The 1502-nt window shown below is 60.4% G+C and carries 1 protein-coding gene; it reads left to right on the top strand.

Annotation, left to right across the window (positions count from 1 at the left end; genetic code table 11):
- Nucleotides 1-448 precede the first annotated feature (448 nt).
- Nucleotides 449-1502 (top strand): cadherin-like domain-containing protein (locus EOA33_RS35400; protein ID WP_190234489.1); only part of this gene is annotated, 1054 nt, incomplete at its 3' end.

Here is a 1502-nt window from a genome sequence, read left to right as displayed (position 1 = left end):
GAATAAAATGGCCCCCGACCGGCAACAACGGGTTAAGCGACGCTAAAGGGGCTAGGGGAAACACAGCACGGCGGCCAGTACCGCCGCAGCCATCACCTTTTGAGCCACAGCCCGCCCGTGACTGGCCACACATTGTGCTGGCCATCGCTGGGCGTCGGCATCGAGGCCTTCGGGTGCGCTGACACAATCGACATGTGCCGGAATCTGCGTGCCGGGCGTGCAACATTTTCAGTCAAGAAGCGGCTGGTCTTTCAATGGGGTCGACAGGCGTTGGGGGCGTCTGTCGTTAAACACAAGGGGTGAGAAATGGCTACTCAGGTCACCGGTGCCGGCGGCACCACGACGTCGTTTTCCAATACACCGCAGGCGAAAGATGACGCTTTAGGCTACTCCGGTGATACGGTCGTCATCGCTTCCGCGTCTCAATCCACAGTCTTGGGAGGTTAACATGGGCGCGAGCGGCAGCAGCTACGTCGGCGTAGTGACTGATGGGGATGACAAGCTTATCGGCGGGAGCGGGACCGATATCATCATCGCTGGTGACGGCAATGACTATGTTAATGGCGGGTCTGGCGCCGACACCCTGGACGGCGGAAGCGGCATCGACACTCTTCTGGGTGGGTCGGGTGCTGATACTCTGATTTTCGTGTCATATGAGAACCAGTACCGCTTAGGCGGCTCCTATGACGGCTCTGCACTGACCGGCGGCTCCATATACAACGATGGCGTGCAAACCGGGCTAACGTCGTTCACCGGATATGACAATTATGACGGTGGCAACGGAACCGTAAAAGGCGGCACGGCCGAGATCGACACGCTCAAGATTGTCGTCAGCGTCCAACAGTCGAACGATGCCGCATTCATGGCTGCGCTGAACGCTGAGGTCGCTTATTTCAAGAATATCTGGCTTCCGGCCCACGTGAACAAGAGCACGGGCCAGGCGGACCAGTCCGTATATGAATTCAAGACGATTAACCTCAAGATCTCGGCGATCGAGAAAATTGCCCCGATCACGGTCGACCTGAGCACCAATCATGCCCCTGTGAACACCGTGCCCGCTGGCACGCAGCTTGCGAGCGAGGACGTATCGCAGCCGATCACGGGAGTGTCGGTATTCGATCCGGACGGCGGCATCCTGACCACCAGCGTCTCGGTCTTGAACGGCACGTTGACGGTCGTCCCGGTCGGCGCCGCGACAGTCGGGGGGAACGGCGGGGCCACGGTGACCATCACAGGTACGGCCGCTGAGATCAATGCCGTATTGAGCAGCATCACCTATACCGGAAATCAGGATTACAATGGGCCGGACCAGCTCAACATCACCACCACCGACGCGTTGGGCGCCAGCGACGCCGATGTGGCAGCTATCAGTGTAACCCCGGTCAACGACGCGCCGACGACCAGCCCGGTGACGCTGGCGGCGATCGCCGAGGATTCGGGGGCGCGGACCATCACCCAGGCCGAACTGCTGGCCAATGCCGGCGACATCGAGGGCGACGCCC

The organism is Mesorhizobium sp. M4A.F.Ca.ET.050.02.1.1 (assembly GCF_003997725.1).
GTDB lineage: Bacteria > Pseudomonadota > Alphaproteobacteria > Rhizobiales > Rhizobiaceae > Mesorhizobium.
The sequence above is the reverse complement of the archived record's forward strand: the minus strand, read 5'-3'. Positions and strand labels throughout refer to the sequence as shown.